We start from the raw sequence: 14,674 nt of genomic DNA, 5'->3' as shown, positions 1-14,674 counted from the left end.
GCGCCTGCAAGCAAGACTCGGCCCCTCACAACGTCTTTGCCGGGCATGCATCCTGCTCGAATCGCGGCGGCGATGTCGTGAATCGCACGTCAACATAAACGCGATGGCGCGTGCAGTCCATATTCCTGGCTCGTTCTCATGGTGGATGATTCCGAGGCTTCAAGGCGCGGCGGGCAGGCCGGGGCCGGGCGACCGTTGAGCAAGCCGCAGGCCTGGCTTGGAAGCGGGGGCGTAAGAGTGCGCGCTGTCTGAGGAAATGATCAGTCCGGGTGGACTGATCATTTGTGAGTTCGCGCACGTCCTCCGCTGGAAAGCCGGGACAAGGGAAGCCCGAAGGGCCGCAGCGATGGGAGCGCGGCCCCGGCCTGCCCGCCGCGCCGCTTTAGAAAACCTGGATGGCGACGCAATCACACACCATCAGATCAATGGCAATGTACGGTTCCAAGACTTGACCTGAATCCCATCGATTGAGGGCTCAGGCTCAGGAAAGCCCCTGCGCCTTCAGCGCCGCCTGAACGCCAGGATCCGCTTCCATCCGCGCATGGAAGGCCTGCAGATTCTTCATCGACCCAAGGTCCACATTCTTCGCCTTCGCCCACCGCAACACCGTGTACAGATACGGATCCGCCACCGAGCGTGTTCCCGCTATCCAGTCCTTGCCTTCCAGCTGCTTGTCCGCCACGCCGAACAACTGCACCAGCTTCGCGGCGGACGTTTCGCTCAGCTTGCGCTGGAACTCCTCGCTGTCGCCCGCAAAATAGCCCGCCGCAAAAATATTCGCGAACGTCCGGTGAATATCGGCATTCACCAGGCCCAGCCAGCGGCGCACCTCCGCGCGTCCGCGCGGCGTATCGGGCATCAGCCCGGCTTCCGGATTCAGCTCCGCCAGATACTCCAGGATCGCCGCGCTTTGCGTCAGCGTCAGATCGCCGTCCACCAGCACCGGCACCGCGCCCAGCGGATTCAAGGAAAGAAACGGCGCCTGCTTCAGCTCGTCGCGGCCCACGGCCTGCGTTTCATAGGGCTTGCCTATCCATTCCAGGGCAATGTGCGAGGCGAGAGGGCAGGCGCCCGGCAGGTAATAGAGCTTCATCGTGTGTTTCCTTCTAAAGATGAGTTAAGGATTCAAGTGCGCGTCAAGAAAAGCTTCCATCCGTTCATAGAACTCGAACTTGTTCTCGTCGTTGTGAAAACCGTGCCCCTCATTGTCCTTCACCATGTACTCGACCTCGATCCCGCGCGCCCGCAGCGCGGCGACCATCTGATCGCTTTCGTCCTTGTTCACGCGCGGATCGTGCGCGCCTTGCGCAATGAACAGCGGCGTCCTGATCTTGTCCGCGTTCAGCGCCGGGGACGTCGCCACCAGCCGTTCGCGGTCGGTCTCCGGATCGCCCACCATGCTGTGCATCTTGATCAGCATCGGTTTCCAGTAGGGCGGTATCGTATTCATGAAAGTCAGCAGGTTGGACACGCCCACATAGTCTACCGCCGCGGCATAAAGATCGGGCGTGTAGGCAATGCCCGCCAGGGTCGCATAGCCGCCGTAGCTGCCGCCATAGATGGCAATGCGGTCCCGATCGGCTATGCCCTGAGCGATCAGCCATTCCACGCCATCGGTGATGTCGTCCTGCATGCGCAGCCCCCATTGGCCGAAACTGGCTTCCCAGAACTCGCGGCCATAGCCCGTCGACCCGCGATAATTCATCTGCAGCACGCAGTAGCCGCGATTGGCCAGGAACTGCGCCTCGGGATTGAAGCCCCAGCCGTCCCGCATCCAGGGCCCGCCATGCGGATTCACGATGCAGGGCAGGCCTTGCGCCGGCCGGCCCTGCGGCAGCGTCAGGTAGCCATGTATGACCAGGCCGTCGCGCGATACGTACTGTATGGGGCGCACCGGCGCCATGTCCGCTTCGGCCAGCACCGGGTTGATGTCCGCCAGCTTGTCCAGCGTATCGCTTTCCGCGTCGTAGATATGGCGGCTGCCGGGGCTGCGGTCGTTGTAGGCGGCGACGATGAATTTGCTTTCATCGCGCGTGCCGCTCTGGAATGAAATATCGTAGCCCGGCAGCTTGGCCGACACCCGCGCATAGCGTTGCGCGCTGATTTCATCGAAGAAATGGTACTGGGGCTTGTCGGTCTGATAAGCCGCCACGGCCAGCACCTTGCGCAAGCGCGAATAGGCCGCTCCGTCCAGGTCGTGGCCCTCGGCCTGGAAAATCATCGTCTCTTCGTCCGGCGCGGCCGGATCGATCAGCACCAGCGCCAGGCAGTCGCGGCCGCGATTGCTCAACGCATAGAAGCGCCGGTTGTCGAAATCGAAGAACTCGGGGCTGACGACCGTGCGGAAATCGCTGGTGACAATGGCCCGGAACTCGTCCTGTTCGGTATCGCGATACAGGAGGGTGGTGTGCAGTCCGTCGCTGGCGATGCCCGCGCGCACGCGTCCCTGGTGATCGGTTTGCCAGCCGACGATGTTTCCGGGGTTCTCGGCCACCAGTACGAGCTCTCCGGTCCGTATGTCGGCCCTGTAGACGTCGAAGACTTCCGGATTGCGGCCATTGTGGCTGATCAGCACATGGTCGGGATCGTCGGGAAGGTCGTCCTGGATGCCGGCCCGCACGCCCGGAAAAGGAGTCAGGTCGGTCAGCGCTCCCGTGGCGGCATCCACGGCCAGCACGTGAAAGTTTTCGTCGCCGTTGAAATCCTTTTCATAAATGACGGTGCCCGAGCCTTTCCAGAAGAACTGAGCGATGTCCCTTTCGGTTTCGCCCGTCAGGCGCCGCGCGGGTCCCACAGGCGTACTGCCTTGCAGCGCCTGCACGAAAATATTCATGCGGGCCGGACCGCCATCCACGCTGACCGGTTCCATGAAGCCCAGCGTGGCGCCGTCGTCGGACAAGCGGAAAAAGCCGCGGTCGGGGTTGCGGAAAAAGTCCTGGACGGCATACTTTCTTGGCGGCATGGGCGAAGACATCCTTGAAGCGCGGCATGCCGCGCCTGCTTGAGAAATGGGAGAATCCCATTACTATATCGGATTACCGCGCATGCATAGCGCTTACCGCAACGGAAGGACTTTTCATGGCTGATCGACCCCTGCAGGTGGTGTTCCTGGACCGGGACACCATTTCCCCGCAAACCTCATTGCGTCCGCTGTCGTTCGAGCACGAACTGCGGGTATTCGGCCGCAGCCGCCGCGAACAGGTGGCCGAACGCATCGCCGACGCCGACATCGTCATCACCAACAAGGTGCCCGTGCGCCAGGAAGCCATCGAGCAGGCCAGCCGCCTGAAGCTGGTGGCCGTCGCCGCCACCGGCACCGACAACGTCGATCTGGCCGCCTGCGCAAAGCAAGGCATAACCGTGTCCAACATACGCGGGTACGCGGTGCATACCGTGCCGGAGCACACCTTTGCGCTCATCTTCGCCTTGCGCCGCAGCATCGTCGCCTACCGCGAGTCGGTCAAGGCCGGGCGCTGGTACGACGCGCAGCAATTCTGCTACTTCGACTATCCGATCAAGGACCTGGCCGGATCCACGCTGGGGATCATCGGCGAAGGCGCGCTGGGCCAGGCGGTGGCGGCCATCGGGCGGGCGCTGGGCATGCGCGTGCTGTTCGCCGGCCGCAAAGGGGCGGGCAAGCAGGGCAGCCTGTATACGCCGTTTGAGCAACTGCTTGCGGAAAGCGATGTCATCACCCTGCATTGCCCCCTGAACGACCAGACGCGCAATCTGATCGGCGCGACCGAATTTGCCCGGATGAAGCGCAAGCCGCTCTTGATCAACACCGCGCGCGGCGGCCTGGTCGATGAACAGGCGATGGCCGAGGCCTTGCGCTCCGGGCAACTGGGCGGAGCGGGCTTCGACGTCACGGCGCCGGAGCCCCCCGAAAATAATCATGTCCTGGTGCAATTGCTGGATCTGCCCAATTTCATCCTGACTCCGCACGTGGGTTGGGCCAGCGAAGAGGCCATGCAGGGCCTGGCCGACCAGCTCGTGGACAATATCGAGGCCTTCCATCGCGGCGCTCCCCGCAACGTGGTGACAGGCTAGGGCCTGTTGACAGGCCCTGGAATCCTCATCGAGTATTTCCCCTTTCCATCAAGGTTCCCCTAAATGCGTGTTGTGATAGCTCCTGACTCATTCAAAGAAAGCCTTAGCGCGGCGTCGGTTGCGGCGGCCATCGAAGCGGGCGTGCGCGATGCCTTCCCGCAGGCCGAGACGGTGTGTGTTCCCATGGCCGACGGCGGCGAAGGCTCGCTCGATGCCGTTCTGGCCGCCAGTTCAGGAGAGCGCCGCCAGGTCGCCGTGCTCAATGCCAACGGCGAAGACTGCGATGCCAGCTGGGGCTGGCTGGGCGATGGCAAGGCCTTTATTGAAATGGCCGCCGCCGGGGGACTGGAGCAGATTCCGGTCGCCGAGCGCCGGCCGTTGCAGGCCAGCAGCTACGGCGTGGGGCAACTGATCAAGGACGCGCTGGATGCCGGCGCCCGGCATATCGTGCTGGGCCTGGGCGGCAGCGCCACCAACGACGCGGGGGCCGGCCTGCTCCAGGCCCTGGGCGTGCGCCTGCTGGACAAGCAGGGCCAGGAGCTCCCGGCGGGCGGGGCGGCTTTGCAGATGCTGGATCGCCTGTCCCTGGACGAGGTCGATCCGCGCCTGGCGCAGGTCGAGTTCGAGATTGCCGTCGATGTCGACAATCCGCTGTGCGGCGAGCGCGGGGCCTCGGCCATCTTCGGCCCGCAAAAAGGCGCGTCCCCGGCCGATGTCGCCGTCCTGGACGCGGCCATCGGCCACTTCGCCGACGTGTGCGCCCGCCAGTTCCATAAAGACGAGCGCGACGTGCCCGGAATGGGCGCGGCGGGCGGCCTGGGCTTTGCGGTCAAGACCTGCTTCAAGGCCCGCTTCAGGCCGGGCGTGGAATTGGTGGCCGAGCTCCTGGGGTTGGCCGAGGCAATGCGCGGGGCCGACCTGGTATTCACCGGCGAAGGCCGCATGGATGCGCAAACCCTGCTGGGCAAGACGCCGGCGGGTGTCGCGCGCTATGCGCAGCGCCAGGGCATCCCCGTCATCGCCATCGCCGGATCGCTGGGCGAAGGCTACGAGGCCTTGTACGCGGCCGGCATTACGGCGGCCTTCAGCCTGGCGCCCGGCCCCATTACCCTGGAGCAGGCCTGCTCGCAGGCGGAAGGCTATCTGCGCCAGCGCGCGGGCGACTGCGCGCGGGTCTGGCTGTCCGGGCGGGCGGCGGCGCTCGCCGCCAGCTGAAAAGGGCCTCTCCAGCACCATCCCATACCATGATCCGCGCACCCGACTTCTCGCTTCAAGGCAAACTGGCCCTGATCACCGGCTCCACTCAGGGGCTGGGCCTGGCCATTGCACGGGCCTATGCCGCCAGCGGCGCGCGCGTGATCATCAACGGCCGGCACGGCGACCGCGTCCAGGCCGCCGTGGATGGGCTGACGGTGGAGGGCCATGCCGTCCATCCCTTCGTCTGCGACATCGGCGACCTGGCCGGCCAGGCCGCGGCCTTCCAGGCGCTGTGCGAGCGCACGGGCACGCCGGACATCGTGGTTCACAACGTGGGCATCCGCATACGCAAGGCGCTGGCGGAGGCCACCCTGACGGACATGCTGGAACTGATCAACGTGGACCTGCTCGCGGCGCTGCATCTTTCCAAGCTGGCGGCGGCGGCCATGGTGGAGCAGGGGCGCCCCGGCCGCTTCATCACGCTGACCTCGATCGCGGGCGAGCTGGCGCGGGCCGGCGATGCCATCTACCCGGTCGCCAAGCAGGGCCTGGCCGGCATGGTGCGGGCCCTGGCCGTGGAATACGGCGGGCAAGGCATCACCAGCAATGGCATCGCACCCGGCACCTTCGCAACCGAGACCAACATCGACCTGGCTCTTGATCCCATCAAGGGCCCCATCGTCGTGGGACGCAACCCCATGGCGCGCTGGGCCGATCCCGCTGAAATCACCGGAGCCGCCGTCTTCCTGGCCTCGCCCAGCGCCTCGTATGTGAACGGCCATATCCTGGTGGTGGACGGCGGCTTCTCGATCACGTTCTAGTTCATCGCGCGGCCGTTGCGTTCGCTGGCGCCCAGGCAGCCTTCGGTTCAGCCCGAAGATGCGCCGGACGGCGCGCAGGGGCGGCGGCTTATCCGCCGGCCTTGGCGCCCAATTGCGCTTTAAGATGTTCCACGAAGGCGCGCACGGCGCGCGGCACATAGGCGCTGTAGGGGCGGATGGCATAGATGGCATCGCCGAAGGCTCCCACCGGCTTCCAGCCGGGCAGGACCTGAACCAGTGCTCCCGTGTCGACGTCGTCCTGTGCGCTGAAATCGGGCAGCAGGGCGATGCCCTGGCCGGCCAGGGCCAGTTCGCGCAGCGCTTCGCTGTTGTTGGCGCAGAAGTTTCCCCGCAGCGCCACGCTGCGCCGTTCCTCCGGGCGCCGGACGCGGGCGAAGCTCCAGGCGGGCGAGGGCGCCGAACGCAGGTAATACAGACAGTTATGGCCGGCGAGGTCTTCGGGCGCCTTGGGCGTGCCGCGATCGGTCAGGTAAGCCGGCGTGGCCACCAACAGGGTGGTGGTCGGGCGCAGCAGCCATGCCACGTGGGTTTCAGGAACCTGGCTGGCATGCCGTATGGCCAGGTCGAAGCCTTCCTGCGCCAGTGAACTCAGATGGTCGGACAGCTCGATTTCAATGCGCACGTCGGGGCAGTCTTGCAGGAAGGCGCTGATCAGCGGGATGATTTTCTGCCGTCCCAGCGCCACCGGAGCCGTAACGCGCACCACGCCGCGGGGTTCATCCGCCAGGTCGCGTATGCTGTGGAAGTTCTGCTCGATGGCCAGGAAGGCCTGGCGGGTGCCGTCCACCAGGGCCTGGCCGGCCTCCGTCAGGCGCACGCTGCGGGTCGTGCGGCGCACCAGGGCGACGCCCGACAACTGTTCAAGCTCCGCGATACGCAGGCTGACCGCGCCCTTGCTGACGCCCAGCCGCCTGGCGGCCGCGGTATAGCTACCGGCGGCGCCCAGCGTGCCCAGCCAGTATATGTGCGACCAAAGCAGTTCCTTCTGGTGTTCTTTCACGGGGTTCCCTGGCGGCCGCAATCCGGCCGCTTATCCGATGCTTGGCGCGCGCCCAATGCGCGCGATCATCATTGTCTAATAAATTAAACAATGTATCCAGCCATAAAGCCTTGTATGGCGCGGCGGCGCTACCTATACTTTTCGCATTCCCGCATCCACCAGGAGACTGTAGTGAAAGACCAGAATACCCGGACCGCCCCCGTTGCCGCCTATGTCGACAGCGGCGATGTCGTCAACTTCATCGGCGGCCGGCTCCAGCCCGCCAGCGGCGGCCGCAAGCAGGACGTATTCAATCCCTCCACGGGCCAGGTGGCCCGGCAGGTGGCGCTGTCCACCCACGACGATGTGAAGGCGGCGGTCGCGGCGGCCAAGGCGGCTGCGCAGGCCTGGGCCGACACGCCGCCCGTCCGCCGCGCGCGCATCATGTCCCGCTTCCTGCGCCTGATGAACGACAACGTCGACGCCATGGCGGCGATGATCACGGCGGAGCACGGCAAGGTGTTCACCGATGCGCAGGGCGAAGTCGCGCGCGGCATCGACGTGATCGAATTCGCCTGCGGCATACCGCAGCTGCTCAAGGGCGACTACACCGAGCAGGTCGCCAACGGCATCGACAACTGGACCTTGCGCCAGCCGCTGGGCGTCGTGGCCGGCATTACGCCGTTCAACTTTCCCTGCATGGTGCCGTGCTGGATGTTCCCGGTGGCGATCGCCGCCGGCAACACCTTCATCTTGAAGCCCAGCGAGCGCGACCCCAGCGTTTCGCTGTTCATGGCCAGGCTGTTCCAGGAGGCCGGCCTGCCCGATGGCGTGTTCAACGTGATCCAGGGCGACAAGGCCGTGGTGGACGCCTTGCTGGAGCATGCCGACGTCGCGGCGCTGAGCTTTGTCGGATCGACGCCCATCGCCCAATACATCTACGAGCGCGGGGCGCATTTCGGCAAGCGGGTGCAGGCCCTGGGCGGAGCCAAGAACCATATGGTCATCCTGCCCGACGCCGATATCGAGCGCACGGTGGATGCCTTGGTGGGCGCGGCCTACGGCTCGGCGGGCGAACGCTGCATGGCGATATCCGTCGCCGTGATGGTCGGCGATGTCGGCAAGAAGATCATGCCCGCGCTGGCCGAGCGCGCCAGGTCCCTGAACATCAAGGACGGCATGAACCTGGACGCCGAAATGGGCCCCGTGGTCAGCAGGGAGGCCTTGCAGCGCATCGAAAGCTATATCGCGCTGGGGGTGGAGCAGGGCGCCGAGCTGCTGGTCGACGGCCGCGGCTACAAGGTGGCCGGCCACGAAGACGGCTTCTATGTGGGCGGCACGCTGTTCGACAAGGTCACGCCCGACATGAAAATATACAAAGAGGAAATCTTCGGCCCCGTCCTGGCCTGCGTGCATGTGGACGACCTGGGCGCGGCCATCGACCTGGTCAACCGCCATGAGTTCGGCAACGGCGTGTCCTGCTTCACCAGCGACGGCCATGCGGCCCGCGAGTTCTCGCGTCGCATACAGGTGGGCATGGTGGGCGTGAACGTGCCCATCCCCGTTCCCATGTCGTGGCATGGCTTCGGGGGGTGGAAGCGCAGCCTGTTCGGCGACACCCATGCGTATGGGGAAGAGGGCGTGCGCTTCTACACCAAGCAGAAATCCATCATGCAGCGCTGGCCGGAAAACATCGCCAAGGGCAACGAGTTCATCATGCCGACGATGTAGGCGGGGCAAGGGGCGCGCCTTCGCCGGCGCTCCGCATCCGTGGAAGGCGGGGGCTTTGCGGCGTCCCGCCTTCTTCCTTGCATAAGTAGTAAAGTGACGGCATTCCCCACCGTCCCATTCGAGAGCGCTGCATGAGTCGTCCCCTACGCCTGGCAATCAACGGTTATGGCCGCATAGGCCGCTGCGTATTGCGAGCCCTTCACGAGTCGCCCTTGCGCGATGCCTTCGGGATCGTCGCCATCAACGAACCCGCCGACCTGGCCACCATGGCCTATCTGTCGCAGTTCGATTCCACCCATGGCGTGTTTCCGGGCAAAGTGGAGCAGGCGGGAAGCGATCTCGTGGTGAACGGCCAGGCCATCAAGGTCAGCCATGCGCGCAAGCCCGAAGAGGTCGACTGGAAAAGCCTGGGCATCGACATGCTGCTCGAATGCTCGGGCCGCTACGGCTCGCGCGAACAGCTGCAGCGCTTCCTGGATGCGGGCTGCCCGAGGGTGCTGGTTTCCCAGCCGGCCAACAGCGCCCATGATGTCGACTACACGGTGGTCTACGGCATCAACCATGCGGGCCTGACCGGCCGGGAAGCACTGGTTTCCAACGCCTCGTGCACGACCAACGCCATCGTTCCCGTCCTGGCTGAACTGGACGCCGCCTTCGGGGTGGACCATGCCTTCCTGACGACCCTGCATTCGGTCATGAACGACCAGCCCATGATAGACGGCTACCATCATTCCGATTTGCGCCGCACCCGCTCGGCCATGCAGTCCATCATCCCGGTCGCCACCGGGCTGGCCCAGGGGGTGGAGCGCCTGCTGCCGCAGCTGGCGGGCAAGGTCCAGGCCAAGGCCATACGCGTGCCCATACTGAACGTCTCGGCCATCGACCTGATGGTCAAACTGAAAAACGACGTCACTGTGCCGGAGCTGAACGCCTTGCTGATGGAATCCACCAATCGCTATGCCGGCCTGCTGGCGTATTCCAATCATCCGCATGCATCGGTCGATTTCAACCACAATCCGCACTCGGCCATCGTCGACGGCAGCCAGACCCGCACGAACGGCGACGGTTTCGCCAATCTGTTCGTGTGGTTCGACAACGAATGGGGATTCGCCAACCGCATGCTGGACGTGGCCAAGGCCTGGTCGGACCGCTTCTGACTGACCGCATCACCATGACGGCCGCCCCGTTATACGGGTAGCCGGGACCGCTACAGGCGTATAGTTGAAGTCTGGATGGAGTCCGGCGGCATACCGGGCCCGGCAATTTTCACCAACAGGAGCAAGTATGGCAGCGACCCGCATCGAAACCGATTCCATGGGGGACATCCAGGTTCCCGCATCCCGTTACTGGGGTGCGCAGACCCAGCGTTCGATCCAGAATTTCCCCATAGGCGTGGCTCGATTCAAGTGGCAGCCCCCGGTCATCTCGGCGCTGGGCATACTGAAGAAGGCGGCCGCGCAAGCCAATGCCGAGCTGGGCGAGCTTCCCCAGGATATTGCCGCCCTGATTGCGCAGGCCGCCGACGAGGTCATACAAGGCAAGCTGGACGATGAGTTTCCGCTGGTGGTTTTCCAGACCGGCTCGGGCACGCAGTCCAACATGAACGCCAACGAAGTCATTTCCAATCGCGCCATCGAGCTGGCGGGCGGCGAGCGCGGCAGCAAGAAGCCCGTGCATCCCAATGACCACGTCAATCGCGGCCAGTCGTCCAACGACACTTTTCCCACGGCCATGCATATCGCCGTGGCCCAGGAGCTGGCGCGCAAGCTTTTCCCCGCGGTTGGCGCACTGCGCGCCACGCTGGCCGAGAAGGCCGAGGCCTATGACGAAGTCGTCAAGACGGGGCGCACCCATTTGCAGGACGCCACACCCATCACGCTGGGCCAGGAGATCGGCGGCTGGGTGGCGCAGATCGATTTCGCGCTGGACGCGGTCCAGTCGGCTCTGCCCGGAATCTACGATCTGGCCATCGGCGGCACGGCGGTCGGCACGGGCCTGAATGCGCATCCCCGCTTCGGACAGACAGCGGCCGGGCACATCGCGGAGATCACCGGATTGCCCTTCCGTTCCGCCGAAAACAAATTCTTCGCCTTGTCGGCGCATGACGCGCTGGTCAATCTGTCGGCGTCCTTGCGCACGCTGGCCGGCGCCCTGATGAAAATGGCCAACGATGTGCGCTGGCTGGCCAGTGGCCCGCGCTGCGGCATCGGCGAACTGATCATTCCCGACAACGAACCGGGCTCGTCCATCATGCCGGGCAAGGTCAATCCCACCCAGTGCGAAGCCATGACCATGGTGTGCGTGCAGGTCTTCGGCAACGACGCCGCCACGGCCTTCGCCGGCAGCCAGGGCAATTTCCAGCTCAACGTCTACAAGCCCGTCATGGTGCACAATGTGCTGGAAAGCATAGAGCTGCTCAGCGACGCATGCCTGGCGTTCAACGACCACTGCGCCGTCGGCATCGAGCCCAATCGCGAACGCATCGCCGAGAATCTTGAAAAGAACCTGATGCTGGTGACGGCCCTGAACCGCCACATCGGCTACGACAAGGCGGCGGCCATCGCCAAGAAGGCGCAGAAGGAAAAATCCACCCTGCGCGAGGCGGCCCTGGCGCTGGGCTACGTCGACGCGGAGCAGTACGACGCGTGGATCAAGCCCATCGACATGACGCATACTGGCTAGGAAGACGCGGCGGCCATGGCAAAGCACGTGCACATCAAGCGCGCCTACGAGGCGGCCGCCGAAAAGGACGGCTATCGGGTCTTTGTCGATCGCCTGTGGCCGCGCGGCGTATCCAAACAGGACTTGAAATACGACGTCTGGAACAAGGACCTGGCGCCCAGTCCGGAATTGCGCAAGTGGTTCTGCCACAAGGTGGAGCATTGGGATCAGTTCCGCGACAGCTACCAGACCGAACTGCGCGCGCCCGATCAGGTCGCGCGCATGCGCGAACTGATCGAGGCGGCGGACGGCAAAGCCATCACCCTGGTCTATGCCGCCAAGGACGAGCGGCACAATCATGCCTTGATATTGGCGGCGGAGATCGACCGACTATACTGAAACGATGGAACGCTGATGCCGGCCCGCCATCGGCGCGGGCACGGGAAATGCCCGGGCATTCAACAGCCTGTTAACGCTTGAAGGGGAACCGACATGGGCAGGGCGCGACCGGGGTGGTTCGCATGCGGTGTAATGGCGGGTCTGCTGGCCATTTTTTGCCTGGCGCGCAGCCCGGCGGCCGCCGCCGAGCCTGTTGTCAAAGTCCTGCAGGTGGACGGCATCATCAGTCCGGCCACATCCGACTTCATCGTCCGCGGCCTGGCGCAGGCCGCCGAAGAAGGCGCCGCGCTGGTGGTGCTGGAACTGGATACTCCGGGCGGGCTGGACACGTCCATGCGCTCCATCGTACGGCGGATACTGGCCTCGCCCATACCTGTGGCGGGCTTTGTCAGCCCCGGCGGGGCGCGCGCCGCCAGCGCGGGCACCTTCATTCTGTATGCCAGCCATATCGCGGCCATGACGCCCGCCAGCAATCTGGGCGCGGCCACGCCGGTGTCCATAGGCGGATCCGGCCCCGCGCAAGCGTCTGAATCCGACGGCGACAAAAACAAGAAGAGCGACGGCGGCACGCTCGCGCACAAGGCAGCCAACGACGCCGCCGCCTATATACGCAGCCTGGCGCAATTGCGCGGACGCAATGCCGATTTTGCCGAGCAGGCCGTATTGGAGGCGCGCAGCCTGTCCGCGCCCGAGGCGCTGAAGGCCGGCGTCGTCGACGTCATCGCCGCCAGCGTGGAGGACCTGCTTGCCCGCATCGACGGCCGCCAGGTCAAGCTGGACAGCGGCGCAACGGTCACCCTGTCCACGGCGGGAGCGCGCGTCGAACGGGTGGCGCCGGACTGGCGCAACCGTGTGCTGGAACTGGTGGCCAATCCGCAGGTCGCGCTGATACTGATGATGGTGGGCATCTACGGCCTGTTCTTCGAACTGACCAGCCCCGGGGCGGCGCTGCCGGGTGTGGCGGGCCTGATCTGCCTGTTGCTGGGGCTGTACGCCTTCCAGATGCTGCCGGTAAACTGGGCCGGCGTGGGCCTGGTTGCCGCGGGCACCGCCATGATGATCGCCGAGGCCTTCCTGCCCAGCTTCGGGGCCCTTGGCATAGGAGGCGTCATCGCGTTTGTGCTGGGTGGGCTGTTCCTGACGGATACGGGCATACCGGGCTTCGATCTTTCCGTGCCGTTTCTGATCGGGCTGGCCATCGTCAGCGCAGCCCTGATCGCCGGAATAGGCGCCCTGGCGGCCCGCGCCCATAAGCGGGCGGTAGTCAGCGGCCGTGAGGAAATGCCTGGCCTGCCAGGTACCGTGACCTCGGTGGACAAGGGCGTGGCCTACGCCGAGGTCCGGGGAGAAAGCTGGCGCGTCCAGTGCAAAGAGCCCCTTTCACCGGGGGACGACATCCAGGTCGTTGCATTGGACGGCCTTGTCCTGCAAGTCATCCGTGTTCGCGCCGGCGGCGGAGCCGCCTTGCGCTCAAAGGGGGAACGTCATGTTTTATAGCTTCAATATCGGCCTGGCGGCCATCGTCATCGTCCTGCTGCTGGTGCTGTTCAATGCCTTGAAGATTCTGCGGGAATACCAGCGAGGCGTGGTGTTCACCCTGGGCCGCTTCACCAGCGTGAAGGGGCCGGGCCTGGTGTTCGTCATCCCGGTGGTCCAGCAGATGGTGCGGGTCGACCTGCGCGTGGTCACCATGGACGTGCCCAGCCAGGACGTCATCTCGCGCGACAACGTATCGGTAAAGGTCAACGCCGTCGTGTACTTTCGCGTGGTCGCTCCCGACAAGGCCATCATCCAGGTCGAGCGCTACCTGGAAGCCACCAGCCAGCTGGCGCAGACCACCCTGCGCGCCGTGCTGGGCAAGCACGAGCTGGACGAAATGCTGTCCGAGCGCGAAAAACTGAATCTGGATGTGCAGCAGATACTGGATGCGCAGACCGACTCCTGGGGCATCAAGGTCACCAACGTCGAGATCAAGCACATAGACCTGAACGAGAACATGGTGCGGGCCATCGCCCGCCAGGCCGAAGCCGAGCGCGAGCGGCGCGCCAAGGTCATCCATGCGGAGGGCGAGAAGCAGGCGGCGCAGGCCCTCATGGAAGCGGCGGAGATCCTGGCCACCCAGCCCTCGGCCATGCAGCTGCGGTATTTGCAGACCCTGACCCAGGTGGCCGGAGACAAAAGTTCGACCCTGGTCTTTCCGATACCGGTCGATCTGCTCTCGTCCCTGCTGGGCAGGAAATCGGGCTAGCCTTGTCCCTCGGCCAGCAACTGTCCTATGGCCGCGCCGGCCCGTAGATCGTCCAGCGGTCCGAAATGATGCAGGCGAATGAAGCCGGACCGATCGATCAGGATCAGGCTGGGCGTGCCTTGCAGGCGGTAGGCCTGCATGGTCAGGGGTATGGGGCCGTCGGACGACGGCTGATCGATGGCAATGGGGAATCCCAGGCGGTACTCGTGTGCGAAGGCCTTCAGGGAAACCGGCTCCATCGCGGCATGGTGCTCGAAGACCGAATGCAGGCCGATCACCCTGACCTTGTCGGGCGGGAACGCGGCATGGATGGCCTTGGCTTGAGGTATTCCGTGGGATACACAGCCGGGACAAAGCATCTGGAAGGCATGCAGGACGACAATGGAACCACGCAGCGATTCCAGCGTCAATTCCGGGCGGGCATTCAGCCATTGGCTGACGGCCAGCGGCGGTGCCTGTTCGTAGGCGATGGAGGTCATGGGGCGTATCCTCGGGCATGGCGCTTGCTTTGATTGGCGCGATCCAGATAGTCTAGTCCTTTCCGCTTTTTATGGTAGCGTTTAGGGT

At 64.8% G+C, this 14,674-nt stretch carries 13 protein-coding genes; 9 read left to right on the top strand and 4 right to left on the bottom strand.

Annotated features, from left to right (window positions below; all coding sequences use genetic code 11):
- Positions 1-481: 481 nt before the first annotated feature.
- Together OEG81_RS09280 and OEG81_RS09275 are read right to left on the bottom strand one after the other, a co-directional pair.
- A complete protein-coding gene (locus OEG81_RS09280) occupies positions 482-1,093 on the bottom strand; it encodes a glutathione S-transferase family protein (protein WP_264128950.1) in 612 nt (203 codons plus the stop codon).
- Between the two features lie 24 nt (positions 1,094-1,117).
- Positions 1,118-2,962 (bottom strand): alpha/beta hydrolase family protein, encoded by a 1,845-nt coding sequence (locus OEG81_RS09275; RefSeq protein WP_264128949.1) that lies wholly within the window; start codon positions 2,960-2,962, stop codon positions 1,118-1,120.
- Positions 2,963-3,078: 116 nt separating this feature from the next.
- Here OEG81_RS09275 and OEG81_RS09270 point away from each other — a divergent pair, with 116 nt between their 5' ends.
- From OEG81_RS09270 to OEG81_RS09260, 3 genes are all read left to right on the top strand, one after another.
- Entirely contained in the window at positions 3,079-4,050 is a 972-nt protein-coding gene (locus OEG81_RS09270) for a D-2-hydroxyacid dehydrogenase (RefSeq protein WP_264128948.1), read from the top strand.
- 63 nt (positions 4,051-4,113) lie between these two features.
- Positions 4,114-5,265, top strand: a complete 1,152-nt coding sequence (locus tag OEG81_RS09265; RefSeq protein WP_264128947.1) for a glycerate kinase — start codon at positions 4,114-4,116, stop codon at positions 5,263-5,265.
- 29 nt (positions 5,266-5,294) lie between these two features.
- Positions 5,295-6,068, top strand: a complete 774-nt coding sequence (locus OEG81_RS09260; RefSeq protein WP_264128946.1) for an SDR family oxidoreductase — start codon at positions 5,295-5,297, stop codon at positions 6,066-6,068.
- 88 nt (positions 6,069-6,156) lie between these two features.
- On the opposite strand, the gene OEG81_RS09255 is transcribed toward OEG81_RS09260, so the two are convergent.
- Positions 6,157-7,089, bottom strand: a complete 933-nt coding sequence (locus OEG81_RS09255; protein ID WP_264128945.1) for a LysR family transcriptional regulator — start codon at positions 7,087-7,089, stop codon at positions 6,157-6,159.
- Between the two features lie 171 nt (positions 7,090-7,260).
- Between OEG81_RS09255 and OEG81_RS09250 the strand changes: the two genes are divergently transcribed.
- From OEG81_RS09250 to OEG81_RS09225, 6 genes are all read left to right on the top strand, one after another.
- Entirely contained in the window at positions 7,261-8,799 is a 1,539-nt protein-coding gene (locus tag OEG81_RS09250; protein WP_264128944.1) for a CoA-acylating methylmalonate-semialdehyde dehydrogenase, read from the top strand.
- A gap of 131 nt (positions 8,800-8,930) precedes the next feature.
- A complete protein-coding gene (locus OEG81_RS09245) occupies positions 8,931-9,956 on the top strand; it encodes a type I glyceraldehyde-3-phosphate dehydrogenase (protein ID WP_264128943.1) in 1,026 nt (341 codons plus the stop codon).
- A 127-nt stretch (positions 9,957-10,083) separates the two neighbouring features.
- Positions 10,084-11,481: a class II fumarate hydratase gene (fumC, locus tag OEG81_RS09240; protein WP_264128942.1), complete on the top strand. Its 1,398-nt coding sequence runs from the start codon at positions 10,084-10,086 to the stop codon at positions 11,479-11,481.
- A gap of 15 nt (positions 11,482-11,496) precedes the next feature.
- Positions 11,497-11,859 carry a DUF488 domain-containing protein gene (locus OEG81_RS09235; protein ID WP_264128941.1) on the top strand — a complete coding sequence of 121 codons (363 nt, stop codon included), beginning with the start codon at positions 11,497-11,499 and terminating at the stop codon, positions 11,857-11,859.
- Positions 11,860-11,952: 93 nt separating this feature from the next.
- Positions 11,953-13,356, top strand: coding sequence for an NfeD family protein (locus tag OEG81_RS09230; RefSeq protein WP_264128940.1), 1,404 nt, complete (start codon positions 11,953-11,955; stop codon positions 13,354-13,356).
- Entirely contained in the window at positions 13,346-14,107 is a 762-nt protein-coding gene (locus OEG81_RS09225; RefSeq protein ID WP_264128938.1) for a slipin family protein, read from the top strand. The genes OEG81_RS09230 and OEG81_RS09225 overlap by 11 nt, the downstream gene beginning before the upstream one ends.
- Here OEG81_RS09225 and OEG81_RS09220 read toward each other — a convergent pair.
- Positions 14,104-14,586 (bottom strand): redoxin domain-containing protein, encoded by a 483-nt coding sequence (locus OEG81_RS09220; RefSeq protein WP_264128937.1) that lies wholly within the window; start codon positions 14,584-14,586, stop codon positions 14,104-14,106. The genes OEG81_RS09225 and OEG81_RS09220 overlap by 4 nt on opposite strands.
- Positions 14,587-14,674 lie beyond the last annotated feature (88 nt).

Origin of the sequence: Pollutimonas sp. M17, assembly GCF_025836975.1 — a bacterium.
Classification (GTDB): Bacteria; Pseudomonadota; Gammaproteobacteria; order Burkholderiales; family Burkholderiaceae_B.
The sequence above is the reverse complement of the archived record's forward strand: the minus strand, read 5'-3'. Positions and strand labels throughout refer to the sequence as shown.